This is a genomic window from Nonomuraea sp. NPDC050691 (genome assembly GCF_040654455.1).
In the GTDB taxonomy this organism is placed as follows: domain Bacteria; phylum Actinomycetota; class Actinomycetes; order Streptosporangiales; family Streptosporangiaceae; genus Nonomuraea.
Map to the genome: position 1 here is coordinate 1 of NZ_JBFAIA010000050.1, position 26,410 is coordinate 26,410.

Genomic DNA, 26,410 nt, shown 5'->3' on the forward strand with positions numbered 1-26,410 from the left:
TTGGTCGACTGCTGTCTTACCGGGAGCCTCTTCTCATGCCAACCGGTCCCAGCGCCGCCCCTGCTGACCTGCGCGATCAGGTTGGAAAAGCCTCAATCTTGCCTGAGCGATGCAATTCGGTAAGGCAGTCCAACTCCGGAGGCCAACTCCGGAGGAGATCCTGCCTCGTGAGCCGATCCGGTCTCGGGAGCGACGCGATGCCGAGGATGGCGCGGGCTGGCTGGCGTTCCTGCGCAGCCTTCTCGCCCGCGGCCTGCCGCAGTTGGTCATCTGCAACGCCCGCACCAGACTCGTCGCCGCCATCGGCGCCACCTCGGCCGGCGCGTCCTGGCAGCGCTGCCACACCCGCTACCTGCGCGACCTGCTCACCGTCGTGCCCAAGTCCGCCCAGCCGTTCGTCGCCACGTTGATGCGCACCATCTTCGACCAGCCCGACGCGGCCTTTGTCGAAGGGGTACGGCCGGAATACGCCAGAAAGACACCGCGCCCGGATGCCGACCGGACAGAGCTGCAGCTCTTTCCAGTTCTCGAAACCGCGTTGGCGCAGTTCAGGGCGCCGAGCATCGAACACGGACACATTCGGCGGCAACCTGACCTGCAGCGACACACAGCGCCTGGAGGTTCAGCGTCCTCTGCGCATATAGGCGCGGAGCGACAGGGGGACGAAGATCACCAGCAGCGCGGCCGACCAGAGCAGAACGGCTGTCACCGGATGCGTGAGTGGCCAGGCCATGTTTCCGGACGGGGCACCCGGGTTGCCGAACAGCTCCCTTGAGGCGGCGGTGAGCGCGCTGACCGGGTTCCAGTCGGCCAGGAAGCGTAGCCAGCCCGGCATGCCGTCGGTCGGGACGAACGCGTTGGACAGCATCGTGAACGGCAGGCCCAACGGCACCATCGCGTCGGCGACCTGGTCGTTCTTCACCGCCAGACCCACATAGACGCCCACCCAGCTCAGTGCGTACCGCAGCACGATCATCAGCAGGAACGCCTGGGCCGTGGGGATCAGGCCGCGGTGCGGCTGCCAGCCCACCAGCAGCCCCGCGCCCACCATGATGGCCAGCATCAGCAGGCCGGTCAGCAGGTCGGCGCCGGTCTGACCGAACGGCACCGCCAAGCGCGCCATCGGCATGGAGCGGAACCGGTCCATCACACCGCGGGAGGCGTCAGTGGCCATCCGCGTCATGACCCCCAGCCACGCGGAGAAGGTCACCATCGCGAACAGGCCGGGCATGAGGTACTCGCGGTAGTCGCCGCCGTTCGGCACCTGGATCGCGCTGCCGAAGACGTACCCGAACAGCACCACCATGATGACCGGGAAGACCAGCGCAGCGACGATCTGTCCGGGCTCTTGCCGCAGCCGGCCCAGTTCGCGGCCGACCAGGGTCAGGCCGTCGGTGAGTGTCCAGCGCAGGCGGCCCAGTGGTGAGGTGAGGGCGGTCATCGGACAGGCTCCATGCGGTTGGTGAGGCGCAGGAACACCTCGTCGAGGGTGGGGCGGCGCAGGCTCACATCGGCGGCGGCGACTCCAGCGTGGTCGAGCTCGCGCACGATGTCGGCGAGCCGGAGGCCGGTGGCAGGCAGGGCGACGCTGAGCCGGTCGGCGTCGGTCGTCGTGGGTTCGGTGCCGGCCAGGGTGTTCAGGACGGTCGCCGCCGCAGGCAGCGCGGCGGGGTCTTCGAGGGTGACGTCGAGGCGGTCGCCGATCGTGGCCTTCAGCTCGTCGGGCGTGCCGGTGGCGATCACCTGCCCGTGGTCGATGACGGCGATGGCGTCGGCCAGGCGGTCGGCCTCGTCCAGGTACTGAGTGGTGAGCAGGACCGTGGTGCCGTCCGTCACCAGCTCGCGGATGCTGTCCCAGATCTCGCCGCGGCTGCGCGGGTCCAGGCCGGTGGTGGGCTCGTCCAGGAAGAGCACGTCGGGGCGCAGGATGAGGCAGGTGATCAGATCGAGTCGGCGGCGCATGCCGCCGGAGTAGCCGATGACCGGGCGATCGGCGGCGTCCATCAGGCCGAAGCGTTCGAGGAGCTCGTCGGCCCGCTGGTGCGCCTGGCGCCGGGACAGGTGGTAGAGACGACCGAACATGCGCAGGTTGCCACGGCCGGTGAGCTTCTCGTCCACGGCGGCGTACTGGCCCGCGAGCCCGATCCTGGCCCGCACCTCGCCGGCGTCGCGGACGACGTCGTATCCGGCGATGCGGGCGTGCCCGGCGTCGGGATCGGACAAGGTCGCCAGGATGCGCACAGCGGTCGTCTTCCCCGCGCCGTTCGGCCCCAGCACGCCGCAGACCGTTCCCGGCGGGACGCTCAAGTTCAGGCCCCGCAGGGCGTGGGTGTCGCGGAAGGACTTGTGCAGCCCCTCGGCGACCACGATCGGATCCGTCATGACCACTCCATTGAGTACGTTGTACGCGGTCTCGGGAAGAGTAAGCGACTGGGTACTATGTACGCAACCAAGGGAGTGAAGCGGTGACCGACGCCGAGTACGTGAACATCTGGATGCGGCCCGAACGCCCGGCCTACGGGCCGAAGCCCACCTACAGTCGCGCGCAGATCACCGAGGCGGCGATCCGGATCGCCGACGCCGAGGGACTGGAGTCCGCCACCATGCGGCGGATCGCCGCCGAGATCGGCGCCGGCGCGATGTCCCTCTACCGGTACGTCCCAAGCCGCGACAACCTGATTGAGCTCATGGCCGACCAGGTGATGGGCGAGATCGACGTCACGGACATGCCCTCGGGCGACTGGCGCGCCGACCTGACCCGCTACGCCGAAGGGCTGCGGGCCATGTGGCTGAGGCACCCTTGGATCGCCGCCGTGCAGCGGTCACTCCCCAGCTTCGGCCCCAACCAACTGCTCTTGGTCGAACGGCTGATGGGAGTGCTCGACGTCTTCGTCCCCATCGACGAGAACCTCGGCCTCGTGGCCATGCTGAACGGCCACGTCGAAGGCACTGTCCGCGAGGAGATCAGCTCGGCCGAGGAATTCCGCCGCAGCGGGCTCAGCGAGTCAGAGTGGATGAAGCGGAGCTACCCGTACGTCGACCGGCTGGTGAAGAGCGGGGAGTACCCGATCTTCACCAAGATCGTGATGGAGGCGCGCCAGCCGCACCTGAGCCGCGAGGACCAGTTCCGGCACGGGCTGAAGCGCGTCCTCGACTGCATCGCCACAGCCCTCCCGTCAACGGCCGAGTCTCCGATGTCGGCGCACCAAGGAGGGCGGGAAGAACAGGACGGGCCGGGGGCAGGCTCGTAGTCGACCATCCGAGAGGGCGTCAAGAGCGATGCCAGGCGATACGCCCGCACTGCACGCCGGCAATCGTCCGGTTTCCGTGTCCCAGCCGCTTCAGGTCGAGGTCGACCTGCATCCGCCGCGCTCGGCAGACCCGGCCACCCTCGTGCCCGACGCCATCAGAGGCGGAGGCACCGTGGCGTTCAGCGCCGAGATCATGGCGGCCGCCTACGGCATATGCCAGCTCATCGTCGCGTTCACCCAGACCGGCCGCCAGCACCAGGGGCGCCCCCGCGCGGGCCGCCCTACGATCAACCGCCTACGCCATCTCTGCCGGGAGCGCGGCACAGAACATGTCAGGGCGTCAGCCCCTCGACTATGCCGCCCCGTAGTCGCAAGCCCTGACGTGTCCACCAGCCGGGCAAGTCCATCTCTTCTCTTACAACGCACCCCTCCACGCGCCGTACCGGACAAAACCGGAACGTGATCGTCATCCCGCCCTAGGAGGTCAACTCCTCCGTTCCCGCGGTGTCCGAGGAGCGTGCCCCTGGACCAGCCCTGGTCGGCGGGTGGGGCCCATCGTGCTGTGCCTGAAAGCTGGCTCGTCATGAGACGGGCCAGTCACAGAGCTAGCAGAGTCCCGTCCACACACACCCACACGCCAGCGTCGGCCCACCTACGTAGGCCCCAGCTGGGACCTTGATGCCAAGCCCACAAGCGCTCCCTACGCCCCCACACCCACCAAAAAGTCCTGTCAGCCCGCAACCACGTCCATGCTGCCCATACGTCGCCTATAGAGCAAAAGTGAGCAAGGGCCTCTCATGCGCACACCAACGAATCCCACCCTTAGGTGGTGTGCTGGACGGACGGGATGGGAGCGTGGGAGCGCGCAACCCCACGTACGCCCGAAGGCCGTACACACCCGAGCCCGCCCGCGCCCAGAACCTCGCGCCAGGGCAAGTCCACCCGTGCCCAAGAACCTGGGGCATGGCTGAAATCCAACCACGCAGGGGAACCTCGCGCACGGCGGCGCCCGGCCAGGCCCTGGGACCTCGCGCACGGCGGCACCCCGCCCAGACTCTGCGAGACCTCGCGCACGGCGGCACCCCGTCCAGGCATGGGAACCTCGCGCACGGCGGAAATCCGCCCGCGCCCGAACTCCAGCAAGCGCGAAACCCACTCACGCCCTCGCCGGCCGCCAGACGTTCAAGGACGACAGGCCGACGATCTAATGCAAACACCGCCTGGCTCGGATGACCACGTACCGCAAGCTCGGATGGCGGCGCAAGCGCTGCAAGCTCGGACGGCCGCGCAAGCGCTGCAGGCTCGGACGGCCACGCAAGCGCGTCGCAGGCTTGGATGACCGCGCCGCAGGTGGCGAGACGTGCCCGGCAGGCCGGCTGCCACGCCACATTGCGGGAAAGGCGATCGCGTGGGCACCGCACAATCGGTGCCCACGCGAAACACCAAGCATCACGCCGTCATGTGAAGCACCAGAAAGGGATCTACGGGGATCTACACGGGAAGGCGGCCGTTGGGGGCGGCAGGCCAGCTCATGCGGATGCGCATGCCCTTGGGACTGGGAAATACCTCGACATCGTCTGCCAGGCCCGCGATGACCGCGATGCCGAAACCCGTCGTGAACGAGTCGGAGAGCATCCCCAGGTCCAGGGGTTGCTCCGGCTTGATCTCGTCGCTGGGGGCCTGGTCGCTTACTGTTACCTCGAACCGTCCGGAGTCGTCACGCAGCTCGATGCGGATGGGCTCGCCCGGGCAGTGGGCGCGGTGGGCCTCCACCGCCCGAGAGCATGCTTCACCCACGGCGAGCCTGACCTCGTCCAGCAGCGACTCCTCCACGCCGGTGCGCCGGGCGATCGCCGTGGCTACCAGCCGGGCGGTCCGCACGTGCGCGGGGAGTGCACTGAACGTCAGCTCGACAGTGGCCATGACTACTTGTCTTTGCCGTGAGCTTCCTTGGCTTCGTCGACGGAAGCGTAGATCCCGAAGACCTTCGTCAGACCGGTGATCCGGAAGATCTTGAGGATACGCTCCTGCGTGCAGACCAGCTCCAGCGAGCCGTCGTGCGCCCGAACCCGCTTGAGCCCCCCGACCAGCACACCAAGGCCGGTCGAGTCCAGGAAGTCAACCTTCTCCATGTTGACGAGAAGGTGGAAGTTACCCTTGTTCACCAGATCGATGAGGAGCTCACGCAATCTCGGCGCAGTGTAGACATCGATCTCACCCTCGACCTCGACGATGGTGAGTCCGTCTTCGGTGCGGTGATCCAACTTCAGATCCACAGATCCTCCAGCGCCTCGCCTGCGAAAGTACCCTTATGAGCCTGGTCGTCCGGAGCATAGCCCCTGGCCGACCGACCCTGACGCGCGGCATTCAACCATGCGTCTCGCTTGTGTCTACACGAAATCACGATTCCCGACGACTTTGCCCACGGATGCAGACTGGAAACAGTGACTTCCACCGCTTCCTCCCCACACCGGCCAGGTCCACTCCTGCGGCACCTGCTCGGCGTTCCCGCACGTCACGAGCGTGTCACCCATGTGGAGCATGTTCCAGCACGTCAAGCCGGTCAAGCGGGATGGCCGAAATGGGCGCCGGAAGTCTTGGTTACGCGCTTGGCGAACCGTGGCATCACCGGCATGTGGCCCCATCAGCACGAAGCCGCCGACCTGGCCCATCGTGGCCGAAACGTGATCATTTCCACGGGCACAGCCTCGGGCAAGTCGTTGGCGTACCTGACTCCTGCGGTGGCCTCCTGTCTCGACGGCGGCACCGTTCTCTATCTGACGCCGACCAAGGCGCTGGCCGCCGACCAGCTCCGCGGGCTGCGCGAGCTGCGCATCGCGCAGGTCCGGGCGGCGACGTTCGACGGTGACACGCCGTTCGAGGAACGAACGTGGGTACGCCAGCACGCCAACTATGTCCTGACGAACCCCGACATGCTGCACCGGAGCATCCTTCCCCGGCACTCGCAGTGGTCGTCGTTCTTCCGCCGGCTGAGCCTCGTCGTGGTGGACGAGTGCCACGGCTACCGGGGAGTGTTCGGCTCGCACGTGGCCCAGATCCTGCGCCGCCTCCGCCGGGTCAGCACGCGGTACGGCTCTCGTCCGGTGTTCCTGCTGGCCTCGGCGACGGCCAGCGAACCCGGGGCGTTCGCCCGGCGGCTGACGGGGCTGGAGATGGACGAGGTGACCGTGGACGCCTCGCCCAAGGGCGCGACCACGTTCGCCCTGTGGGAGCCGCCCCTGACGGAGCTGCGCGGCGAGGGCGGCGCCCCGGTGCGCCGCACGGCGACAGCCGAGGCCGCCGACCTGCTGGCGGACCTGGTGCTGGCCGACATCCGCACGCTCGCCTTCGTCCGCTCGCGCCGCGGCGCCGAGACGGTCGCGCTGTCGGCCCGCGCCAAGCTCGCCGACGTCGCCTTCTCCCTCTCCACCGGGCGCCACGGCCTTCGCCCCGCCGGCTCCCACGGCCACCGAGCAGCCACCCCACCACAACTCCATGACCACCAGAACCTCCTGAACCCTCATGTGCACCTGAACGAGCTACCGGACCAGCGATCCCCAGAGGATGACTTCGCCCCGCTGTCGTCCACGACCGATCCCTCGACCGACCCCTCGACTGGTTCCTCGACCGATTCCTCGACCGATTCCTCGACTGGTTCCTCGACTGGTTCCTCAACCGATCCCTCGACGGACGGCCCGACCGCGGCCAGCTCATCCGCGCCAAGCTCGTCCGCACCCGGTTCGCCTGCACCCAGTTCACCCGCGCCCAGTTCGCCTGCACCCAATTCGCCTGCACCCAGTTCGTCCGCCCTGACTTCGTCTGCGGCCAGTCCGTCTGCGGCTGACTCATCCAAGGACGCCTCCTCCGCACGCAGTTCGACATCAGCCAATCCGCCCACGGCCAACTCGACGGCAGCTGGCTCGACGGCAGCCGGCTCGACGGCGGCCAGCTCGACGGCGGTCGGCGCATCCACTGGCAGCTCGACAACCGCGGGGGGACACCATTCCCCCGCACCAGATGTGAAGGGCCTCTCCTACCCGGCGGGCGCCCTCGGTTCAGCGGAAGGATCCACCGCCTCAGGGCCCCCTCGGGTGTCGTCCGGCACGCTGCCTGGCGCGTCGCCCGGCGTTGACGCCGACGTGGCGGATCTTCCGGGCAGAGTCGCCGCCTACCGGGCCGGTTACCTCGCCGAGGATCGCCGGGAGTTGGAGAAGGCGCTCCGTTCTGGCTCTCTCATGGGTCTGGCCACGACGAACGCCCTCGAGCTGGGCGTCGACGTCTCCGGGCTGGACGCCGTGCTGATCGCCGGGTGGCCCGGCACCCGCGCCTCCCTCTGGCAGCAGGCCGGCCGAGCCGGTCGCGACGGGCAGGACGCGCTGGCCGTCCTCATCGCCCGGGACGACCCGCTCGACACTTACCTGGTTCACCACCCGGAGGCGCTGTTCGGCCGGCCCGTCGAGGCCATCGTGCTCGACCCGGACAACCCGTACGTTCTCGGTCCGCACCTGTGCGCGGCGGCCGCGGAGATCCCGCTGACCGAGGACGACCTGACCATCTTCGGCCCCACGGCACCGGAACTTCTCGACGACCTGGCGGCCCAGGGCCTGCTGCGGCGGCGTCCCACAGGCTGGTTCTGGACCCGGCGCGAGAGGGCCACCGACCTCGCCGACATCAGAGGCGCGGGCGGCGCTCCGATTCAGGTGGTCGAGGCGTCCACCGGCCGGCTCCTGGGCAGCGTCGACGAACCGTCGGCGCACACGACGGTCCACACGGGCGCTGTGTATCTGCACCAAGGCGAGACCTTTCTGGTCGAACAACTCGATCTGGAAGCCGGGGTCGCGCTGGTCAGTAGCAGCGAGCCGGACTATGCGACGTTCGCCCGGGATGTCACTGACATCTCCGTGCTGTCCTCCCTCCGCTCACAAGCTCTGGGGCGCGGCCAGCTGCATTTCGGCGAGGTCGAGGTGACCCGCCAGGTCGTCTCGTACCTCAAACGACGTCTCCAGTCGGGTGAGACGCTCGGCGACGAGCCCCTCGACCTCCCGCCACGTACGCTCCGCACCCGGGCCGTCTGGTGGACGCTTCCCGCCTCGGAACTCGTACCGCTCGCCGAGGACGGTATCGACCTCGGCGGCGCCGCCCACGCCGCCGAGCACGCCTCCATCGGCCTGCTGCCCCTCTTCGCCACCTGCGACCGCTGGGACATCGGTGGCGTCTCCACCGAGTTGCACGCCGACACGGGCTTGCTCACTGTGTTCGTGTACGACGGACATGAGGGAGGGGCAGGCTTTGCCGAGCGCGGGTACGCCCGCGCGGCCGACTGGTTGACGGCAACGCGCGAGGCCATCGCCTCCTGCGAGTGCGAACGCGGTTGTCCTTCCTGCATCCAGTCCCCCAAGTGCGGCAACGGCAACGAACCACTGGACAAGCGCGGCGCCATCCGCCTCCTGAACACCCTCCTGGGCGCCGAATTGGGTTGAGTGCCGGGCCGGCTTGAGTGCGGTGCAGGATTGCGAGCGGCGCAGGGTCGCCTATGGGATGATCGTTGGTGGGGCGCGGTCACCACTCGCGCTGAGGCGGACCAGTCTGTGGGCGACCTCCGCAGGGGTTGGGCATGGGTTATCGCTGGTCGGGCTTCCTCAGGCTTGACGTGGCTTGAGGTCGCTTGGCGTGAATGGTCGGGGAACCATTCCTGTGGATGCTGAGTGAGCGGTGACCGCTTGGAATAGCGGCCTTGGCGCGTGGTGGATCGCTGCTCAGGTTGAAGCCGGTGGCGATGGTCGAGCACTGCTCAAGTTGAGGCGGGCGGCCGGAGGCCGATCTTCGGACAGAGAAGGCGGGCTTGTCAGTAGTCGGCCTCTGCCCAGGCCGGCTCGGATGGTTTGCTGAGGATCGCTGCTCGTGTCGGGTTGGATGGTCGGCGGTTCACCCCCACGGTCGTGAGGACCTGGACCACGGTCGTGAGGACCTGGACCACGGTCGCGCGGCATGAACCACGATCGCGAGGGCCTTGACCCACGGTCGCGAGGCATGAACCACGATCGCGAGGGCCTGGACACTTTCACCGGTGCGCCCATGGCTCAGGGACCTCGTCCATGGTTGGTCGGTCTCGCGTCATTGAGGGATCGTCCGCTTCGTCCGGCGATCTAGGACGATCCAGCACGCTTGGCGACTCTGCATGATCGATAGGTTGCTCCTGACGGCCCGGACCGGCGCGCGAGCGGCCCGTCAACGAACGTTGCCCCACGAATGGCAGTCGAGCCGTCAGGGATGTCCATACATCGGCTGTCTCATCGTTCATCTGGCATTTGATTAGCTTTGCGCCGTTCTCCGCGGCCACGACGGCCGCCCGCCGGCACGCCTCGCCGGGGTCCGCGATCACCAGCTCGGCCGCGGCCAGGGCGCTCAGATCCGCAGCGGCGTTCACCCTATGGCGGGCAACTCGTGCGGACGCCGCAGCGGCGAACGCCATGGCGACCGACATCAGGATCCCCATGAGCGCGACACCCCACAAGGTCGCCGAGCCTCGGTCTCGTCCACCGATTCGCTGATCTAGGGGGGACACATCACGCCTTTCTCCCATGCGTCGGCACTGCGCCTTTGTCTTCCATGTGTTGGCTGTCTTCCATGTGTTGGCGGTGCGTTTCTTGACTCCCATGCGTCCACACCGTGTCTCTTGTCTTCCACGCATCGACACCGCGCCCCTTGACTCCCATGCGTCGACGGTGCGGCTCTCAGCTTCAGACCCGCACTGACCAACCATTCACTGTTGTGGCTTGTCGGGCTTCACTGTTGTGGCTTGTCGGGCTGTGTTGATCACTCTCAGCAGCACTCGGGTGGATGAGGTGCTTGTTGTTCTCGGTGTGGTGGCGTGAAGGGCTGGATTGGGAGTTGGAGCGGTGGTGGCTGCGGTGATCGATAGTTGTTGGCGAGTTCCCCGCCGGTTCTCGTCTGTCTCCGCTGCTTGTAGGCGAGTTTCGCCCTTTGTAGGTGGTATTGGCGCCGGTTTTTAGGTGGGCCGCCACCACCGCGCCGAGGCTCGTCCTCTTCAGTTTTCGGTGACCGCGGAGGCGGTGGCCGACACCTGTACTGGCGGGAAGGCCGCACCCCAAGCAGGCCGTACGTCCACTGCGACCTTCACGTGCGTACGCTCCGGACCTCGGATCACCTCCACGCGGGCATCCGGCCGGGTCGCCGAGCGGACCACCTCGCGCACTTCGTCCACAGGCTCCCCTCGAGCGGCTGCCCGCGCTCCCACACGGGCCGCGTCCACGCACTCCAGCTGCGTTTCCACGGCCTGGATCGCCCAAAGCGCTGCGGCCAGCACGACCATCAGAGCGGGTAGGACTGCCGCCGTCTCGGCGGTTACCGACCCCCTGGACCTCGATCGCGTGAATCGCCGCGCGGCAGACGATTGGGGCAGGGTCACGTGCCCGTCTTGAGCGCGCGGTCGATGAGCGACGAGAGCATCTCCTGCACCTCAGGGCTGCTGACCACCTTGAACAGCAGCGCCGCGAAGGCACAGGCGGCGATGGTGCCGACGGCGTACTCGGCTGTGGACATGCCCCGATCGCGGTTGGCCACCGCGTAGTGCGCCCACGCGGCGAGCCGGCGCCTCGCACGGCGGCGCCCTTCGGCGGCCATTTGAGAGGCGGTCGTCGGCTCCTCGGGGACCGGAGCGAAGGTCTCTCGCGGGGTGATGGGGTCGCACATCATGCCTCCAGGTGGCTCGGTGCCGGGGTGGGCCCGGCGTTGCGGTCCAAGCGTCGCGGGGATGGGTGGGTGGGCGATCCGCCGAATGGCGTTCTGTGGATGGGGGAAGCGAAGGGGATTTGGCTGTGGATATCTGTGCCGAAGTCTCCGAGGTGGAAGGCATGATGGGAGGCCTTACGCGCTGCGGGACTGCGGGACTGCGGGACTCACTGCGGGACTGCGGGAGAGTGTGTGGGCCTGCGGCATGTGCGCAATACAGATGTCTGGTGGAGTGACCGTGTCCCCATGTGACTGGCAAGCGCCCGACAGCCGACACGTGGGTATCGGGGCGGACTGACACGATCGACATGACTGACGCGGACGCACGGTGCCCATGTCCGGTGAGGCGACGCCCCAGTGTCGCGACGGCCGGCGCCCGGGTCAGGGGAGAACGATCGTGGATGCCAGGCCGGCCACAACCGGGATGATGCCGAGCAGGACGAATGCTGGGAGGAAGCACAGGCCGAGAGGCGCCACCGCTTTGACGCCGACGCTTCGGGCAGCGGCGACCGAGGTGGCCCGGGCGGCCTCGCGAGCGTCGTCCGCCACGCGCATGAGGACGTCCGCGACGGGGGCGCCGCTCGCGGCGGCCCGGGTCATGGCTCGGGCCAGCTGACCCGTTGACGGGTCCCTCGCGAGGTGGGCCCAGGTCGGCTCGGGGTCGGCGCCGAGCCGGAGTTGTGTACTGACCCAGGTGAGGCGTTGACCGAGTGGGCCTGCCACCGCGTTGGCGGCGATCTCGGTGGCCGCGCCGACGGGGCGGCCACCGATGAGGCAGGCGGCCATCAGGTCTGCGGCGAACGGCAGATCGGCGATGATCTGCTCGTGAGCGCGTCGGGTCGCGGGGTCCTGTCTGCGGTGCAACGCGACGCCGACTACAGGGATGGCCAGCAGGCCGGCTGCGACTCCTGGGGCGCCGCCGATCATGAGGGCGGTCATGACGCCTGCGGCCAGGCTGATGATCACGGCGCGGCGGTCTGGATGTCGTGAAGTGGGGCCGGAGGGTGTAGCCAACCAATCGGGAAGGGGTAACGGATCTTCGGGGTAGAGCGAATCCGTGTTGAGCCTTTGGGGCGCATCGTTCCTTTTGTGGGGAGTCAGGGTCGCTTTCTGCGGCGCTGGCTTGTCGGCTTCGGGAGCGGTTCCGGGTGATGGGCGTAGTTGGGCCAGCCGCTCAGCGGGGGTCGTTGGGGAGATGTACAGCCACACGGCCAGGCCGACGCACAGAGCGGATAGGAGGGGCAGCATTCGCAGGTCCGATTCGGTCGGAGCGGGTGTTGATGGGCAGTCGTGGGTGTACGGGTGCTGGCGTGTTCGCCTCGCTGCGTGAGTCCGCGTTCTTTGGACAGGGATGGTCTTGGAGTCGCTGCGAGATTGTTCATGTGGCCGGTGAGGGCTCAGGTTCACGTCGCTACCTCAGTGGCGCTTCTCTCAGGGTGCTGGTGTTCGCGACGCGTTGGTCGCGGTGTGGATGTTGGGGTCCGCGTCGCACACGGTTGGAGTACATAGTCCGCAGACATGGAGTGCATAGTTCGCGGGCGCCATGGGGCGGGTTATGTAGATGGTGGTGTGGCGTCATGGCGGCAAGTACGTCGCCGGTGCGGTGGTGAGGCTGAGCTACATCCATCAGCACAGGTGGAGTCGGGCTGACGCCGGGGGTCTGTGGTTGCCGCGGGGCTCAGGTATGTAGACGGGTGTGTATTCCTCTGGCTGGTGCTCATCAATGTTGATGAGGGAGGGACGTCGGCTCGTCTACTGGTACGGACCGCCCTGGTCATGACGCTTGAGCTCGTACGGCCATGCGGTGGGTCCACCACAGGCCGCAGACGTCCAGGGTGATGCCGGCCACGAGGCAGGCCAGGCCGGGAACGCTGCCGAACAGGAAATCCAACGGCTGCATGTCCAGGCCCGCGGCCATGAGGATGCCAAGGGCCGGCAGAGCGGCGAGCATCCTCGCGGTGGTGCGGGGGCCGGCGAGTTGGGCGGCGACGTCCTGCCTGTGAGCCTGGGCGGTGCGTAACGTGCTTCCGACCCGGTCAACCAGCGCTGCCAGACCGGCTCCCGCCGTCACGCTGACCTCCCAGCACGCGGCCAAGCGGCGCAGTCCCTCGCCTCCTATGGCCGGCGCAGCTGAGGTGAGGGCGCTCGCCACGTCTCCGCCGTCTCGGGCCGCTGCGACGACGGGCCGCAGTGCGTCCGCGTCGGGGAAGTCCACGGCTTCGAGGGCTCTGGTCAGGGCCTCGCCCGGGGTACGGCCTGCTGTGAGCTCGGCGGTCAGGGACTGGCACAGTTCGATCGTGGCCCGGCGCCAGGCGTCGGCGCGCCGGGCCGGGCTCGGGCGCGTCGCCAGCCGTCGTACGGACTGCCACAGGAACAGGCGCCCAGGCGAGGTCGGCGAGACCATACGACGCAGCCGGGTCGCGGCGGCCTCAGGACCCGTCCACAGCCAGACGGCGATGGTCGCGCACATCGCGGCTGTAAGAGCCATCATCGGGTGCCTCTTCCTTCCTGCCGGATGTCTCGTTCAAGGGACGTCCTTGGGGGCTTCTGGGATTGATTCGCCGGCTGCTTCGCGGTTCTGGGGATCGCGTCGGGGGCCTCACGCCGTCTGCCGCACCCGGACTCGCCGGCCAGGCCGAGGATTTCGCCGTCGGCCACGGCGAACGACACCCCGTCGAGCGCCCGCACCTCGCCGCGCAGCGTCCGGTAGAAGACCCACAGGTGGTGCATGGCAAGCTCGATGTGCCTCACGTACTCGACGTACTCGACGTGCCCTGCATGCACCTGGCCAGCAGATGGTCTGGCGTGCCGGACGTTCCCGGTATGCCGAACGTGCACCCTCAGCCAATGGGTCCGAGGTGCCGCAGGGCCAGGCGTGCTGGACGTGTGCCCTGGCCAGCCGGCGTCCGGCATGGTCGGCGTGCGGTGTGCCTGGACGCGTCGGCTGGGTTCTCCGTCCTCGTGCATGCCACTGGCGGAGGCATGCACCGGCGCACGCCTGTCCGTACCTGTGGCGATGCGGCGCGACTCCGTGCGAGGGGTGTGGAATCACGGGGGTAGGGGTGGGTGACGGTTGTCGGCCTGCGACGTGGGCGGCTGGCACTTGTGGGCGCCAGGTGGGAGTGGCCTCGGTCACGGTGGTGTTCTTGCTGCCAGGGCGTCGTAGCCGGGGCCGAAGTGGGAGCGGCCGTGCCGATCGAAACTCAGGGCTGGGACGGCCTCCACGAAGCCTGTGGGCGTGCGGGTCAGGAGGCAGATTTCCGCCACCCGGCGGCGGCCGTCCGTGCGTCCGCGCGTCAGGTGCACCACGACGTCGAGCGCCGCGGCGAGCTGGCTGTGGACGGCCTCTCTCGTGAGCCCGGCGGCGCAGCCGAGCGCCTCCAGCCGTGGCGGCACGTCCGCCGCCGCGTTGGCGTGAAGTGTGCCGCAGCCGCCCTCGTGGCCCGTGTTGAGCGCCGCCAGCAGGTCGACCATCTCCGCGCCTCGAACCTCGCCCACCACGACCCTGTCCGGGCGCATGCGCAGCGCCTGCCGTACGAGATCGCGTAGCCCCACCCCTCCCGCTCCCTCCAGGTTGGCGGGACGGGACTCCAGACGTACGACATGCGGGTGCAGAGGGCGCAACTCGGCCGAGTCCTCCACCAGGAGCAGGCGCTCGCGCGGGTCGGCCAGCGACAGCAGGGCCGAGAGCAGGGTGGTCTTGCCCGTGCCGGTGCCGCCCGTCACCAGGAACGCGAGCCTCCCCGACACCATCGACGTCAGCACGGGGACGGCAGCGAGCGGTACGGTGCCCGCCTCGACGAGGTCCGCCAGCGTGAACGTGCGCTTGGGCGGCAGGCGCAGTGACAGGCAGGTGCCGCCGGGAGCCACCGGCGGCAGGACGGCGTGCAGGCGGACGCCCCCGGCGAGCCGGGCGTCCACGTACGGAGAGGCGTCGTCGAGTCGTCGGCCCGCCGCGGCGGCCAGGCGCTGGGCCAGCCGGCGCACGGCGCCGTCGTCGGTGAAGGCGACCGAGGTACGGCGCAGCCCATGGCCCGCGTCGACCCATACCTCCCTCGGGCCGTTGACGAGGACGTCGGTGACGTCTGGCTCGGCCAGCAGGGGCTCCAGCGGGCCGGCGCCGATGAGGTCGGCGCAGAGCGCCCGGGCCACCGCCAGGATCTCGGCGTCGCCGTACACGGACCTCTCCGCCCGGAGCGCCACGGCGACCTGGGCGGCGCTGGGCTCGACGCCTGCCCTCGCCAGGCGCACCCGCACGGCTTCTACGAGGTCAGGGGAAACGGTCATCGGTCCGGGGGTTCCTTTCTGACTGAGATGTACATCTCTTCTGTTCTGTTCTGGGGTGGTGAACTGTTCTGTTCTGGGGTCGTGATCTGGCGTTCTGGGGTCGTGCGTCTCTGCGCTGGTACGCCTGCGTGCTCGTGCGCCTTCGTGCTGGTGCGCCCCAGGCTCGTGCGCTGGGAGCTGGGACTGGTGCTCGTGTGTTGTGATCTTGTGTACGTGCGTTACGGCTCTGTGCTTTGCGCTTCGCCTCTTCGCGCTGTGGCTCTGCGCCTCCGGCTCCGACTGGGCCCTGCCGCGCTGTGCCGCGCGTGTGGATCATGCGGGAAGGAGGCGTGGGAGAGATGGGCGTACGGGTCGCGGTGTCAGGTGCGTGGCTCACGCGGGGAGGAGCTTGTGGAGGAGGGAGGCGCACGCGGCGCCCAAGGGCGTGCGTGGGCCGAGTTTCGGGAGCTCGCCGTGGTTGAGAGTGGCGGTGAGGCGGGGCTGGTCGGGGAGGCGGCCCGCGACGGGGATGTGGAGCGAGGTGGTGATGACCTCGTCCTCCAGCACTCCTGGGCGGACCACGGCGCGGACGTCGGCGGTGTGGTGCGCGGTCTCCTCAAGCACCCGGGCGGCGGCGAGGACACCTCTGACATCTGCCGTGACCACTAAGAGGGTGGCGCTCGCCCTGGCCAGGGCCTCGGCGGCTGCCTGGTCCACGTGGCGGGGCAGGTCCACGACGACGAGGTCGAAGCCTCGGTGGCCGGCTTCGAGGACGGAGCGCATCGCCTGGGCCGGGATGCGCCGTACCTCGTCGCGGGGGAAGGAGAGCACGCTGAGCTCTCCGAACGCCGGAAGCGCCGCCTGAAGCGCCGTCGAGCTCACCCGGCCTTCCCGTGCCACGAGGTCGGCCCACCGGGCGCCTCGCGCCTCCTCATGGCCGATCAGGGCGTCTATGCCGCCGCCCAGGGGGTCGGCGTCGACCAGAAGCGTGCGCAGCCTTTCCTGGGAAGCTCTGAGCGCCAGGCAGGAGGCCAGGAGGCTCGCCCCCGCGCCTCCCCGGCCACCGATCACGCACAGGACGCTTCCGGCGCGCGGCTCCGGTTCCATGGCGTCGGCGAGCTCCTCCACCAGGCGGCGCTCGCCCGCAGGCAGGGCGACGACCGCCTGGGCGCCCACCGCTACACACTTGCGCCAGTTGTCCGGGTCGCCGGGTTCCTGGACGACCAGCAGCACGCGATCTCTGGCGGGTGGCGAGGCGGCGGCCACCGCGTCGGCCAGGTCGTCTCCCACGATCACCAGCGGTGCGGGGTTCCAGAGCGGACGGGCGTGGGCGGGGGCATGGGCGACGTCCAGTTGCGCGCCGGCCGCGGCGGCTATGCGGACGAGGTCGTCGAGGAGGTCGCGGTCCTCGGTGATGACCAGTGGGCGGTGCATCGGGGCCTCCCTGGGGTCGGGAGGTCCACCCTGGCGGGGAGGGGTGGTGGGTGGTGGGGGGCGAACGCGGTTCTGTGGATGGTGGCGTTGAGGGGATGCCGCCTGTGGATAACGCAGGAGTCAGGCGCCGACGGATGACGCCAGGCGAGCGCGGGCGCGGGACTAGCAGGGAGGCTGGTTGTCGGCTACTGGCCGTCAGCGCGCGGGCGACCCGTCAGACCCAGGCGACCGGTCACAAGGGGGTGGGCGCTTGCCGGGCAGGCGTACCCCCGGGATGGGGGTGGGCGTCGGGAAAAGGGGCGACCCCCGCCGGGGGGGAGAGCGGGGGTCGCCTGATCGGTCCGGCTCCGGGGGGGTAGAGCCGGTCCCGTTTCAGAAGAAAGCTTTCATCACATGACCGGAGCATGGCAAGGGACTCGCAAAGCAATCCCGTGCACACTCACTCCAGTTTCTGCGATACCTCCGTATGCTGCCCGATCAACGCGAGTTACGTCGAGGAGCAATCTCGCATTTTCGCCAAGTTTTTTTCCATCCAGCATAACGATCACATAAAGACGATCACTCTACGTGATCGTCACGGATTGGTAACCGGCAGGTATGATCGCTCCCTCGGAAGGGGCTTCACGGACTTGGCAAAGCTCTTGTTCCAAGGGGTTCCCATCAGGGCGGATCCGACGTACAAAGGTGACACGGACCACTTGTCCGGGTGCGTCATCTGGGCACCCACGCGCGACCAGCCGCGGGAGGCGCGTCGAGACGGGCTTGACCCGATCCGACGAATAGAGGTGCACGCTTGGTAACCCAGCGTGACGTACCGGCAGACGGCGTCTCATTCCTGAGACGCCGTCCGCTATGTTCCACGCCGGTGCAGGCCAGTCGATGGCCGCCGCCGAGGACAGGGGAGGGCCGATCGGGCGGCCGGTACCTCGCAACCATCTCCCGGTCACTCGCGGGGGCCAAGGGCGACTCGCGCGGGCCAAGGTCACATGCGCGGGCCACAGTCACCGTGCAGGCAACGGTCAGTCGCGCAGGTCACGGTCAATGATGCAGGTCACGGTCAGTGAGTGCGGGCGTGCAGGCCGGCGATCTCTTGCGGGCCGGCATCACAGGGCGTACACGGGCGGGTCATCGCCGGCCGCCCAGCGGGCTCACCAAGATCGCGACCGCCGAATACGCACGCGATTCCCACGGTCACGCACCGCGTCAGCCGCGCTGGAGCGCCTCGCAGATCGCGGTCGCCTCCCGTACGCCAAGGGTCACCGCGGAGGCACACTGTCGTACCCATTGCGCCACCCCTTCGCTCGTCCCCGTCAGGTAGGCGCGCAGCCCCTCCCCGTACGGCAGCTCCAGGTGCCCCACCTCGACGGCCGCCAGCGACTTCGGGTCCAGGCCGTACTCCACCAGCGTCAGCCGCTCCGCGGCGCGCGCCACCACGCCGTCCGCCGTGCCGAACGGGCGCAGCACGGCCAGTTCGGCGTGCACCACGGCCGCCAGGACGATCGCGGGCGCCTTCGTGGGCGTCGCCAGCAGCTCGAACAGGCCCTCCATCCGGGCGCCGGTGTCCTTGGCGTCCGGAGCGGGGCCGAGGCCGAGCGGATCGCCCGGCTCATCGGCCGCCCGCCCTGTACGCGGGGAGTCGGGGGCCTCGGTGCGTGGCCGGCCCAGGCCGGCGGCGTCGGCCAGGCCGGCGGCGGCCACCGTGTGCAGCCGGGCCAGGACCTGCCGCGGCGCCTTCCGCCAGGTCGGGCCGAGCCGCCCCAGCTCGGCCGACGCGCGCAGCGCCCCCTGCACGACCGGGTCGTGCGCCTGGTCCCGGCGCAGCACGTCGAGCGGCACGTCCACGCCCTCGATGGCCGCCGAGGCCCGCGCGCCGCGCAGCGACGACTCCGCGGACACCGTCGGACTGGCACGGCGCAGGACGCGGTGCCGGTACAGCAGGTCGACGGCCCGCCGGGCCTCCTCCACCGCCTCGGGGACGCCGGGGAGCCGCGCTATGACGGCCAGTGGGTCACTCACGGAACCCGACCTTACCCGTGAGTACTACCTGGTCCACGGGCCAACCCCCTGGAATACGGCGCCGGACTGCACGGCCCGGCGGAGGGGGCCCATAAAGCTCCGCCATTTTGGCTCGTTCCAGCTTTGTTCCATTTCGAAGTGGCAACGTTTCAATAGCTTTTGCCATGCATTTCCGATAATCACGCCCCGGTCTACGCCTCTTGGTACAGACCTGTCTAGACCTCTTGTGTGCGCACCCCGTGAGCTGGTGAAGTGGGACACGACCTAACAACCTGGCCATAGAAGGAGCACGAGGTGGCCCCGGAGACCCCTGGCACCGAGCCCCAGGCGCTGTCGAACCTCCTGCAGGAGAACCGCCGGTTCGCGCCCCCAGCCGACCTGGCGGCCGCCGCGAACGTGACCGAGGCCGCGTACGGCGAGGCCGCCGCCGACCGCCTTGCCTTCTGGGAGGGCGCCGCCGACAGGCTGACCTGGGCCAAGCGCTGGGACACCACGCTGGAGTGGAACCCGCCGTTCGCCAAGTGGTTCATCGGCGGTGAGCTGAACGTCGCCTACAACTGCGTGGACCGCCACGTGGAGGAGGGCCGCGGCGACAAGGTCGCCTACTACTGGGAGGGCGAGCCCGAGGGCGACACCCGTGTCCTGACCTACGCCGACCTGCAGCGGGAGGTCTCCAAGGCCGCCAACGCGCTGCTGGAGCTGGGCGTGGGCAAGGGCGACCGGGTGGCGATCTACATGCCGATGATCCCCGAGCTGCCGATCGCGATGCTCGCGTGCGCGCGGATCGGCGCGGTCCACTCGGTGGTGTTCGGCGGCTTCTCCGCCACGGCGCTGAAGAGCCGCATCGACGACGCCGACGCCAAGCTGGTCATCACCTCCGACGGCGGCTACCGCCGTGGCGCGCCGAGCGCGCTGAAGCCGACCGTGGACGAGGCCGTCGCCGAGTGCCCGCAGGTGGAGCACGTCCTGGTCGTACGCCGCACGGGCCAGGAGGTCGCCGTCAACGAGCGCGACGTGTGGTGGCACGACGTGGTGGACCGGCAGAGCGACCAGCACGCCCCGGAGGCGCACGACTCCGAGCACCCGCTCTACATCCTCTACACCAGCGGCACGACCGGTAAGCCGAAGGGCATCCTGCACACCACGGGCGGATACCTGACGCAGACCGCCTGGACGCACGATGCGGTGTTCGACCTCAAGCGCGAGAGCGACATCTACTGGTGCACCGCCGACATCGGCTGGGTCACCGGGCACTCCTACATCGTGTACGGCCCGCTGGCCAACGGCGCCACCAGCGTGATCTACGAGGGCACCCCCGACACCCCGCACCGGGGCCGGTTCTGGGAGATCGTCCAGAAGTACAAGGTCACGCTGCTCTACACCGCTCCGACGGCGATCCGGACGTTCATGAAGTGGGGGGACGACATCCCCGCCAAGTTCGACATGTCCAGCCTGCGGATCCTCGGCTCCGTCGGGGAGCCGATCAACCCCGAGGCGTACGTCTGGTACCGCGAGCACATCGGACACGACCGTTGCCCGGTGGTCGACACGTGGTGGCAGACCGAGACCGGCGCCATCATGATCAGCCCGCTTCCCGGCGTGACCCACGGCAAGCCGGGCGCCGCGATGCGCCCGCTGCCGGGCGTCGTCGCGGACGTGGTGGACGACCAGGGCAACAGCGTCCCGAACGGCGGCGGCGGGTTCCTCGTGGTGCGTGAGCCGTGGCCGTCGATGCTGCGCACGATCTGGGGCGACGACCAGCGCTACATCGACACGTACTGGAGCCGGTTCGAGGGCATGTACTTCCCCGGCGACGGCGCGAAGAAGGACGAGGACGGCGACCTGTGGCTGCTCGGCCGGGTCGACGACGTCATGCTGATCTCCGGCCACAACATCTCCACCACCGAGGTGGAGAGCGCGCTGGTCAGCCACCCGAAGGTGGCCGAGGCTGCCGTGGTGGGCGCGACCGATCCGGTGACGGGGCAGGCCATCGTGTCGTTCGTGATCCTGCGGGGCGGCGCGGAGGAGAGCGACGACATCGCCGCCGAACTGCGCAACCACGTGGCCAAGACGCTCGGCCCGATCGCCAAGCCGCGTCAGATCCTGGTGGTGCCCGAGCTGCCGAAGACCCGGTCCGGCAAGATCATGCGGCGCCTGCTGCGTGACGTGGCCGAGAACCGCAGCATCGGCGACGTCACCACGCTGGCCGACAGCACGGTGATGAACCTCATCTCCGAGAAGCTGCCCAGCGCCAAGGCCGAGGACTAACCGAAACCACCCCAAAGGGCCGCTGATCACGAAATTTCGCGAGATCGGCGGCCCTCGCCGTGTCCCGCCACCAGCGGCTCCCGGCACGCCTCGGTCAAGTCCCGTCCCCGGCACCGCCCCGGCCGAGCTGGCCCCCCGTCCGCGGCGTTATCGTCTCCGATGGGGTAAGAACCGTCACCAGCGGGCCCTCCCGGCCGGCGGCACCGTTTCGGCGAAGCCGCCTCGCACAGGTACCGCAAGCAGGTACGCAAGCGGCGCTCCTCGTACGGACCCACAAGCATCGCGTACGGGGCCGCAACCGGGGCAAAGCGCTGGATGATGTTTGACACGGCCACCAGGCCTCGATAGGAGACGTTCATGCCGCAGACTCCCGAGGAAGAATCCCTGGGCTCGCTGGTCGCCCAGGCGAGCAATCACATCTCGACCCTGGTCCGTTCCGAGATCGAGCTGGCCAAGGCCGAGTTCAGGTTCGACGCCAAGCGGGTCGGCACGGCCGGCGGGTTGTTCGCCGCCGCCGCGTTCATGGCGCACCTGTGCCTGATCCTCGCCTCGTTCACGATCGCGTACGCGCTGTCGCACTGGCTGCCCGACTGGCTGTCCTTCCTCATCGTGACCGTGTTCTACCTGCTGGTCGCGGCATTGCTGGTCTTCATCGGCGTCCGCCGGCTCAAGGGGCTGGCCGGGATGAAGCGCACCGCCCGTTCGATCAAGGGACTCAAGGAGATCGCCTCGCCCGAGGAGGCGGAGGCCGGCCTCGCGGCCACCACGGGGCCGTCGGCCGGCCAGGTCGGGCTGCACCGGGAGCCGGTGGGCCGCGATGGCACCTGACGAGTCGGCCGTCCACATCGACGGCCCCTGGAAGCACCGGCAGGTTCACGCGGGCGGCACCCGCTTCCACGTCGTGGAGGCGGGAGACGGGCCTCTGGTGCTGCTGCTGCACGGGTTCCCGCAGTTCTGGTGGACGTGGCGGCGCCAGTTGCGCTCGCTCCCGGAGGCGGGCTACCGGGCGGTCGCGGTGGACCTGCGCGGCTACGGCGGCAGCGACAAGCCGCCGCGCGGTTACGACCTGCCGACGCTGGCGGCCGACGCGACGGGCCTGATCCGGGCGCTGGGCGAGACGGGCGCGATCGTGGTCGGCCACGACTGGGGCGGACTGCTCGCCTGGACGATGGCCGTGCTCGACGCCAAGTGCGTGCGCCGCCTGGTGACGGTCTCCGCCCCCCATCCCGTACGGCTGCGCGGCGCCCTGCTCACCGACCCGTTCGGCCAGCTCCGGGCCAGCAGCCACCGGCTCAGCTTCCAGCTGCCGTTCCTGCCGGAGCACCGGCTGACCCGCAAGGGCGCGGCCATGGTCGGCAGGCTGCTCGACGAGTGGTCCGGGCCGGGCTGGCCCGACCCCGAGACGGCCGGCGTCTACCGGGAGGCGTTCGGCATCCCCACGGTCGCCCACTGCGCACTGGAGTACCACCGGTGGTTCGGCCGCTCCCAGCTGCGTCCCGACGGGCGGCGCTACGCCCGGGTGATGCGCACCGAGATCGAGGCGCCGACCCTCCAGCTCCACGGCGCGCTCGACACCTGCCTCCTTCCGCGCACCGCCCAGGGGTCGAGCCGCTACGTGGCCGCCCCCTACCGGTGGAAGCTGCTCGAAGGCGCCGGCCACTTCCCGCACGAGGAGACCCCCGACCTGTTCGACGCCGAGCTGCTGGGCTGGCTGTCGGACCCGGAGCCCGACCGATGAGAGATCGCGATCCCGAGGGCCGGCCGCGCAGCGCCAGGCCGCGCGACGCCTACGGCAGGCCGCTGCCGTACGGCGCGCCCGGCATGCCGCGCGTGCCCGACGACTACGCGCCCACGACCGAGCAGGCGCTGGCCGACGGCCGCCGCTTCCTGCGCGAGGGCCTGCCGTTCAACGCGCACGAGGTGTTCGAGGGCCGCTGGAAGTGCGCGCCCGAGCCGGAGCGGGAGCTGTGGCAGGGGCTGGCGCAGATCTGCGTCGGCCTGACGCACCTCCAGCGCGGCAACGGGCGCGGCGCCCTGACGTTGTTCGACCGGGGCGCGGCCCGCGTGCAGGCGTACGGCGAGCCGTACGACGCGGTGGGCCGCAGCGCCTCGGCCCTGGGCCCCGACACCGACCCGGAGCAGGCGATCACGCTGATCCTGAACGGCCTGCCCGTGGAGAGCTCCTAGTCGCACTCCTGGGTGCCGGCGGGCGTGGTGTCGTTACGGCCCTGGTCGGCGTCGGACCTGACCTCGGTCGCGGTCAGAACGTAGCCGGTGTCCTCCTGGCTGACGGCCGCGGCGAAGATCACGCCGTACACCTTGCCGTCGACCGTGAGCAGCGGCCCGCCGGAGTTTCCGGGCAGCACCTTGCCGCGGATCGCGTAGACCTGCCGGATGACGTTGCTGGCGCGGTAGATGTCGGGCCCCTCGGCTTCGAGGCGGCTGCGGATGCGGGCCGGCTCGGCGGTGAAGCCCTGCCCCTTGGGGAAGCCGGCGATGATGGCGTTGTCGCCCTTGCCGGCCTCGCCCTCGAAAGGCAGCTGGGGCAGGCCCAGGCCGGGCACGTACAGGATGGCGATGTCGCGCTTCGGGTTGTAGCGCACCACGGTGGCGGAGCGGCGCCGGTTGGTGGAGTCGATGACCGTCAGGTCGCGCGTCACGCCGGCCACGACGTGCGCGTTGGTCATGATGCGGTCCTTGGCGTAGACGAAGCCGGTGCCCTCGATGTGCTTGTTGCAGCTCTCGGCGTTGCCCTGGACCTTGACGATGGCCCGCTGGGCGCGGTCGAGCCCGGCGCCCTTGAGGATGCTGCGCGGCGCGGGCGGGACGTCGATGATCTGGCCGGCGCCGATCGCGTCGAAGACCGGCGGGAACTCCGAGCGGTCGATGAACTTCTTGAACGGCTGCTGCCAGTTGCGCGCGGCCTGCGGGATGGCCTCGTCGACGGTGGTCAGCAGCATGGAGCTCTTGACCTGCTCGACCAGCGGCGCGAACGACGTGGACACGACCAGCGACCCGATCAGCCAGGCGATCACGAGCACCGACAGGGCGCTGGCGAACGTGCCGCCGACGGCGTCGGCCACCTTGGCCGGCTCCCAGGTGACGTGGCTGCGCACGACGGCGCCGATCGTCGAGGAGGCGAACTGCCCGATCGTCGCCGACAGGAACACGATGACGATCGCGAGCAGGGCCTGCGGGGTGTCGCCGTCGACCACGGCCTTGGAGATGGGCGGCGCGATGAACACGCCCAGTACGGCTCCGCCGACGAAACCCACGAAGCTCATGGCGCCGATGATGAACCCCTGCCGGTAACCCGACACGCCGAAGGCGATCACAAGGCCGATCAGGATGAGGTCGAGCAGATCACCGCGCACGCTTCAAAGGTAACCAGCGATAGGGTCAAGTGTGCACGTCTTGCCGGAGCACAGCGTCCCCTCCTGACTACCTTGAGCGTTATGCCACCGTTGGAGGGAACCGTCCGCGGCCTGGTCGAGACGGCTCTCGCCGACGCCGATCCCGACGGGCCGCTGCGGTGGCACGTGATCTCCGAGTTGTGGCAGCGGGCCGACCTGGAGTCGTTCGTCGAGGCCAGGCGACTGTGTGAGGCGGGCACGGTCAAGGAGCGCCTGCTGGGCGTCGACGTCATGGGCATGCTGCGGCCGTTCGCCGACCGGGCCCTTCCGGTGCTGCGCCGCCTCGCGGCGAGCGAGGACGACCCGATGCTGCTCTACTCGGCGCTCATCGCCTTCGGCCACCTCGCCGACCCGCGCGCGCTGCCGTCGGTGATCGCCCTCGCCGGTCACGCCGACGCCAGGGTGAGGTACGGCGCCGCGTACGCGCTCCAGCACGTGCTGGGCGACCCGCCGGACCAGGCGGGCCTGGACGCGCTGCGCACGCTCGCGGCGGACGGCGACGCGGACGTGGCGGCTTGGGCGGCCCTGGGTGTCGCCCTCGCGATGGGCGAGGACGTCTGAGACCGCCGGAGACCCCTCAGGGCGTCAGCCGCGGGCGAGGACGTCGGGCGGCATGGGCTCCACCCGGTCGCGGTCCCACGGCCGCTCCAGCCCGGCCTCGCGCAGCACCACGTCCAGCACCATCGCGGTGAACCCCCACACGAGCATCCCGCGCACCCGGAACGCCGGCCCGGCGAAGCCACGCGGATGCCGCAGCGTGAACCGGTTGCCCGGATCGACCAGCTCCGCGATCGGTACCCGCTCCACGGAGTCGACCTCGTCGGGGGAGGCCGCGTGGACCGCGGAGGGCTCGTGCCACCAGCCGACGACGGGGGTGACGCGGTTGTCGCTGCGCCAGACGTACAGCTCGGGCATGGAGCACAGCACGGTGACGCCGGCCGGTTCGAGGCCGGTCTCCTCGGCCGCCTCGCGCAGGGCGGCGCCGACCGGCCCTCCGTCGCCGGGGTCCACTCCGCCGCCGGGGAAGGCCGGCTGACCCGCGTGCCTGCGCCCGCGGGTGCTGCGCTGGATGAGCAGCACGTCGGGCCCGAGCGGGCCCTCGCCGAAGAGCAGCAGCACCGCCGCCGGGCGACCGCCCCGCTCGGGCGGGCGCAGCCCGTCGGGGACGGGGATCCGTACGGCCTGCGCGGCCAGTCTGTCGAGCCAGTCGGGGACCACGATCACGCCATCTCCAACACGCCGCCCCGCGCCGGGCTTCCCGGTCCCGTCGAAAGGGCCGGTCACGAGAGGGGGCCGGTCACGAGAAGGGGCCGGAGCGGACGAGCTTGGCCGCCTGCGCCGCGTCGGTCGGGCCGGCGCCGTACGAGGGGCAGAGCGCGGCGAGCGGGCACACCCCGCAGGCCGGACGGCGGGCGTGGCAGATGCGGCGCCCGTGCCAGATGAGCCGGTGGGAGAACACCGTCCACTCCCGCTTGGGGATGAGCTCGCCCACGAAGTGCTCGATCTTGACCGGATCGGTCTCGTCGGTCCAGCCGAAGCGGCGCACGAGCCGCTGGAAGTGCGTGTCCACGGTCAGGCCGGGCACGCCGAAGGCGTTTCCGAGCACGACGTTGGCGGTCTTGCGGCCGACGCCGGGCAGCGTGACCAGGTCCTTCAGCTTGCCGGGCACCTCGCCGCCGTAGCGCTCGCCCACGGCCTTGGCCATGCCGATGATGCTGTTGGTCTTGGCCCGGAAGAACCCGGTCGAGCGGATGATCTCTTCCATCTCGGACGGGTCGGCAGCGGCGTAGTCCTCCACAGTGGGATACTTCGCAAAGAGGATGGGAGTCACCATGTTCACCCGTTTGTCCGTGCACTGAGCGGACAGGATCGTCGCGACCAGCAGCTCGAGCGGGGTACCGAAGTCGAGCTCGCAATGTGCGTCGGGGTAGGTTTCCGCAAGGATGCGATTCATCCTGCGGGCACGACGGACGAGGGCGAGCCTTGACTCTTGGGGCATTCCCCTAGCCT

At 69.6% G+C, this 26,410-nt stretch carries 22 protein-coding genes and 2 pseudogenes; 8 read left to right on the forward strand and 16 right to left on the reverse strand.

Features of this window, described 5'->3' with window-relative positions; translation table 11 throughout:
* Positions 1-217: 217 nt before the first annotated feature.
* A pseudogene (locus tag AB0H81_RS19910) lies at positions 218-442 on the forward strand (transposase); the annotation flags it as partial.
* 180 nt (positions 443-622) lie between these two features.
* Here AB0H81_RS19910 and AB0H81_RS19915 read toward each other — a convergent pair.
* Together AB0H81_RS19915 and AB0H81_RS19920 are read right to left on the reverse strand one after the other, a co-directional pair.
* The gene (locus AB0H81_RS19915; RefSeq protein WP_358376305.1) at positions 623-1,441 is read right to left on the reverse strand and encodes an ABC transporter permease; all 819 of its coding nucleotides are present in this window, start codon (positions 1,439-1,441) and stop codon (positions 623-625) included.
* Complete coding sequence (locus AB0H81_RS19920; protein ID WP_358376307.1) at positions 1,438-2,382, reverse strand: ATP-binding cassette domain-containing protein; 945 nt, start codon at positions 2,380-2,382, stop codon at positions 1,438-1,440. The genes AB0H81_RS19915 and AB0H81_RS19920 overlap by 4 nt, the downstream gene beginning before the upstream one ends.
* An 83-nt stretch (positions 2,383-2,465) precedes the next feature.
* On the opposite strand from AB0H81_RS19920, the gene AB0H81_RS19925 reads away from it, so the two are divergent.
* Complete coding sequence (locus AB0H81_RS19925; RefSeq protein WP_358376309.1) at positions 2,466-3,251, forward strand: TetR/AcrR family transcriptional regulator; 786 nt, start codon at positions 2,466-2,468, stop codon at positions 3,249-3,251.
* 1,491 nt (positions 3,252-4,742) lie between these two features.
* On the opposite strand, the gene AB0H81_RS19930 is transcribed toward AB0H81_RS19925, so the two are convergent.
* Both AB0H81_RS19930 and AB0H81_RS19935 read right to left on the reverse strand, forming a co-directional pair.
* Entirely contained in the window at positions 4,743-5,174 is a 432-nt protein-coding gene (locus AB0H81_RS19930; protein ID WP_310707317.1) for an ATP-binding protein, read from the reverse strand.
* A 2-nt stretch (positions 5,175-5,176) separates the two neighbouring features.
* Positions 5,177-5,527 carry an STAS domain-containing protein gene (locus tag AB0H81_RS19935; protein WP_101786510.1) on the reverse strand — a complete coding sequence of 117 codons (351 nt, stop codon included), beginning with the start codon at positions 5,525-5,527 and terminating at the stop codon, positions 5,177-5,179.
* A gap of 357 nt (positions 5,528-5,884) precedes the next feature.
* On the opposite strand from AB0H81_RS19935, the gene AB0H81_RS19940 reads away from it, so the two are divergent.
* Entirely contained in the window at positions 5,885-8,731 is a 2,847-nt protein-coding gene (locus tag AB0H81_RS19940; protein ID WP_358376397.1) for a DEAD/DEAH box helicase, read from the forward strand.
* 581 nt (positions 8,732-9,312) lie between these two features.
* Here AB0H81_RS19940 and AB0H81_RS19945 read toward each other — a convergent pair.
* From AB0H81_RS19945 to AB0H81_RS19985, 9 genes and pseudogenes are all read right to left on the reverse strand, one after another.
* Complete coding sequence (locus AB0H81_RS19945) at positions 9,313-10,014, reverse strand: Rv3654c family TadE-like protein (protein ID WP_358376310.1); 702 nt, start codon at positions 10,012-10,014, stop codon at positions 9,313-9,315.
* A 285-nt stretch (positions 10,015-10,299) separates the two neighbouring features.
* A complete protein-coding gene (locus AB0H81_RS19950) occupies positions 10,300-10,680 on the reverse strand; it encodes a TadE family type IV pilus minor pilin (RefSeq protein ID WP_358376312.1) in 381 nt (126 codons plus the stop codon).
* On the reverse strand, positions 10,677-10,967 hold the full coding sequence (locus tag AB0H81_RS19955) for a DUF4244 domain-containing protein (RefSeq protein WP_358376313.1): 291 nt from the start codon (positions 10,965-10,967) through the stop codon (positions 10,677-10,679). The genes AB0H81_RS19950 and AB0H81_RS19955 overlap by 4 nt, the downstream gene beginning before the upstream one ends.
* A 417-nt stretch (positions 10,968-11,384) precedes the next feature.
* The gene (locus tag AB0H81_RS19960; RefSeq protein ID WP_358376315.1) at positions 11,385-11,969 is read right to left on the reverse strand and encodes a type II secretion system F family protein; all 585 of its coding nucleotides are present in this window, start codon (positions 11,967-11,969) and stop codon (positions 11,385-11,387) included.
* Positions 11,970-12,777: 808 nt separating this feature from the next.
* Complete coding sequence (locus AB0H81_RS19965; protein ID WP_358376317.1) at positions 12,778-13,494, reverse strand: type II secretion system F family protein; 717 nt, start codon at positions 13,492-13,494, stop codon at positions 12,778-12,780.
* A 116-nt stretch (positions 13,495-13,610) separates the two neighbouring features.
* Positions 13,611-13,733: pseudogene (locus AB0H81_RS19970) on the reverse strand (ABC transporter ATP-binding protein); the annotation flags it as partial.
* A 402-nt stretch (positions 13,734-14,135) separates the two neighbouring features.
* Complete coding sequence (locus AB0H81_RS19975; RefSeq protein WP_358376319.1) at positions 14,136-15,290, reverse strand: TadA family conjugal transfer-associated ATPase; 1,155 nt, start codon at positions 15,288-15,290, stop codon at positions 14,136-14,138.
* A gap of 372 nt (positions 15,291-15,662) precedes the next feature.
* Positions 15,663-16,703 (reverse strand): septum site-determining protein Ssd, encoded by a 1,041-nt coding sequence (ssd, locus tag AB0H81_RS19980; protein WP_358376321.1) that lies wholly within the window; start codon positions 16,701-16,703, stop codon positions 15,663-15,665.
* A 1,203-nt stretch (positions 16,704-17,906) separates the two neighbouring features.
* Entirely contained in the window at positions 17,907-18,719 is an 813-nt protein-coding gene (locus tag AB0H81_RS19985; RefSeq protein ID WP_358376323.1) for an oxidoreductase, read from the reverse strand.
* Between the two features lie 294 nt (positions 18,720-19,013).
* Between AB0H81_RS19985 and acs the strand changes: the two genes are divergently transcribed.
* The 4 genes from acs to AB0H81_RS20005 all read left to right on the forward strand — a co-directional run bounded on the left by acs (position 19,014) and on the right by AB0H81_RS20005 (position 23,174).
* Positions 19,014-20,987, forward strand: coding sequence for an acetate--CoA ligase (acs, locus tag AB0H81_RS19990; protein WP_358376324.1), 1,974 nt, complete (start codon positions 19,014-19,016; stop codon positions 20,985-20,987).
* A 357-nt stretch (positions 20,988-21,344) separates the two neighbouring features.
* On the forward strand, positions 21,345-21,815 hold the full coding sequence (locus AB0H81_RS19995; RefSeq protein WP_358376326.1) for a phage holin family protein: 471 nt from the start codon (positions 21,345-21,347) through the stop codon (positions 21,813-21,815).
* Positions 21,805-22,725: an alpha/beta hydrolase gene (locus AB0H81_RS20000; RefSeq protein WP_358376328.1), complete on the forward strand. Its 921-nt coding sequence runs from the start codon at positions 21,805-21,807 to the stop codon at positions 22,723-22,725. Before AB0H81_RS19995 ends, AB0H81_RS20000 begins: the two co-directional genes overlap by 11 nt.
* Positions 22,722-23,174 (forward strand): DUF309 domain-containing protein, encoded by a 453-nt coding sequence (locus AB0H81_RS20005; RefSeq protein WP_358376330.1) that lies wholly within the window; start codon positions 22,722-22,724, stop codon positions 23,172-23,174. Before AB0H81_RS20000 ends, AB0H81_RS20005 begins: the two co-directional genes overlap by 4 nt.
* On the opposite strand, the gene AB0H81_RS20010 is transcribed toward AB0H81_RS20005, so the two are convergent.
* Positions 23,171-24,361 (reverse strand): MarP family serine protease, encoded by a 1,191-nt coding sequence (locus AB0H81_RS20010; RefSeq protein ID WP_358376332.1) that lies wholly within the window; start codon positions 24,359-24,361, stop codon positions 23,171-23,173. The two genes, AB0H81_RS20005 and AB0H81_RS20010, sit on opposite strands and share 4 nt — an antisense overlap.
* Positions 24,362-24,442: 81 nt before the next feature.
* On the opposite strand from AB0H81_RS20010, the gene AB0H81_RS20015 reads away from it, so the two are divergent.
* Complete coding sequence (locus AB0H81_RS20015) at positions 24,443-24,961, forward strand: HEAT repeat domain-containing protein (RefSeq protein ID WP_358376334.1); 519 nt, start codon at positions 24,443-24,445, stop codon at positions 24,959-24,961.
* A 24-nt stretch (positions 24,962-24,985) separates the two neighbouring features.
* On the opposite strand, the gene AB0H81_RS20020 is transcribed toward AB0H81_RS20015, so the two are convergent.
* A complete protein-coding gene (locus AB0H81_RS20020) occupies positions 24,986-25,624 on the reverse strand; it encodes a CoA pyrophosphatase (RefSeq protein ID WP_358376336.1) in 639 nt (212 codons plus the stop codon).
* A 73-nt stretch (positions 25,625-25,697) separates the two neighbouring features.
* The gene (gene nth / locus AB0H81_RS20025) at positions 25,698-26,399 is read right to left on the reverse strand and encodes an endonuclease III (protein WP_358376338.1); all 702 of its coding nucleotides are present in this window, start codon (positions 26,397-26,399) and stop codon (positions 25,698-25,700) included.
* Positions 26,400-26,410: the final 11 nt, after the last annotated feature.

What these genes read in the sequence shown, in the direction of transcription:
- AB0H81_RS19965 (WP_358376317.1), bottom strand. Translation starts at nt 13,494, where the DNA reads ATGATGGCTCTTACAGCCGCGATGTGCGCGACCATCGCCGTCTGGCTG.
- AB0H81_RS19975 (WP_358376319.1), bottom strand. Translation starts at nt 15,290, where the DNA reads ATGACCGTTTCCCCTGACCTCGTAGAAGCCGTGCGGGTGCGCCTGGCG.
- ssd (WP_358376321.1), bottom strand. Translation starts at nt 16,703, where the DNA reads ATGCACCGCCCACTGGTCATCACCGAGGACCGCGACCTCCTCGACGAC.
- AB0H81_RS20005 (WP_358376330.1), top strand. Translation starts at nt 22,722, where the DNA reads ATGAGAGATCGCGATCCCGAGGGCCGGCCGCGCAGCGCCAGGCCGCGC.
- AB0H81_RS19955 (WP_358376313.1), bottom strand. Translation starts at nt 10,967, where the DNA reads ATGATGTGCGACCCCATCACCCCGCGAGAGACCTTCGCTCCGGTCCCC.
- AB0H81_RS19945 (WP_358376310.1), bottom strand. Translation starts at nt 10,014, where the DNA reads ATGGTTGGTCAGTGCGGGTCTGAAGCTGAGAGCCGCACCGTCGACGCA.
- AB0H81_RS20015 (WP_358376334.1), top strand. Translation starts at nt 24,443, where the DNA reads ATGCCACCGTTGGAGGGAACCGTCCGCGGCCTGGTCGAGACGGCTCTC.
- AB0H81_RS19995 (WP_358376326.1), top strand. Translation starts at nt 21,345, where the DNA reads ATGCCGCAGACTCCCGAGGAAGAATCCCTGGGCTCGCTGGTCGCCCAG.
- AB0H81_RS19915 (WP_358376305.1), bottom strand. Translation starts at nt 1,441, where the DNA reads ATGACCGCCCTCACCTCACCACTGGGCCGCCTGCGCTGGACACTCACC.
- AB0H81_RS20000 (WP_358376328.1), top strand. Translation starts at nt 21,805, where the DNA reads ATGGCACCTGACGAGTCGGCCGTCCACATCGACGGCCCCTGGAAGCAC.
- AB0H81_RS19920 (WP_358376307.1), bottom strand. Translation starts at nt 2,382, where the DNA reads ATGACGGATCCGATCGTGGTCGCCGAGGGGCTGCACAAGTCCTTCCGC.
- nth (WP_358376338.1), bottom strand. Translation starts at nt 26,399, where the DNA reads ATGCCCCAAGAGTCAAGGCTCGCCCTCGTCCGTCGTGCCCGCAGGATG.
- AB0H81_RS19940 (WP_358376397.1), top strand. Translation starts at nt 5,885, where the DNA reads ATGTGGCCCCATCAGCACGAAGCCGCCGACCTGGCCCATCGTGGCCGA.
- AB0H81_RS19930 (WP_310707317.1), bottom strand. Translation starts at nt 5,174, where the DNA reads ATGGCCACTGTCGAGCTGACGTTCAGTGCACTCCCCGCGCACGTGCGG.